The sequence below is a fragment of the Brevibacillus fluminis genome (assembly GCF_003710825.1).
Lineage (GTDB): Bacteria > Bacillota > Bacilli > Brevibacillales > Brevibacillaceae > Brevibacillus_D > Brevibacillus_D fluminis.
In genome coordinates, this window is the sequence record NZ_RHHQ01000086.1 from 1 (window position 1) to 574 (window position 574).

At 49.5% G+C, this 574-nt stretch carries 1 protein-coding gene; it reads right to left on the reverse strand.

Annotation, left to right across the window (positions count from 1 at the left end):
* Positions 1-152 precede the first annotated feature (152 nt).
* Positions 153-455: a putative quinol monooxygenase gene (locus tag EDM56_RS31045; RefSeq protein WP_122921760.1), complete on the reverse strand. Its 303-nt coding sequence runs from the start codon at positions 453-455 to the stop codon at positions 153-155.
* Positions 456-574 lie beyond the last annotated feature (119 nt).

Genomic DNA, 574 nt, shown 5'->3' on the forward strand with positions numbered 1-574 from the left:
ACGCTGCGGGACCATTTCGGCTTGCCGAAACCGCCGAACCGCTTTACGCTGCAAGCAGCGACGGAATTGAAGTAAATGAAGAAAACGGGTTCCTTCTCCCGCTACTAACAGCGATGGAGAAAGACCCGTTTTGTTTTTGATTGACAGACAAGCTAGAGTCCTTTTCCGCCAATCGGCTTGAGCTTGGTCGACTCTACACCAGCGATCAACGGCATCGCCCGCTGTATCGCCGCTTTTGTTTCTTCCAAAGAAAGAGAAGCCGCATGCGCCTCAGACGAGCGCCAAACCTCTGTAACCCAAATCACGTCAGCCTCCGTCTCCGAAACATGAACCACATACAACTCACAATCCTCCACACCCGCCAAAGCATCCGCTGCACCCAACAAAATATCCGCCAACGCATCCCGCTGCCCCGGTTGAGCCGTGAATTTGACATTCATACCGAATCTGTTCATGGTTATTCCCCTCTCTTCTCTCATTGGGTCAATTTAATAGTTTTATTGTCTTCTATTTTAGAGGTGAATTTTCCTACTAATTCAGTGATCAACCTGCGCAGCCAGGGATTTGGGAAAAA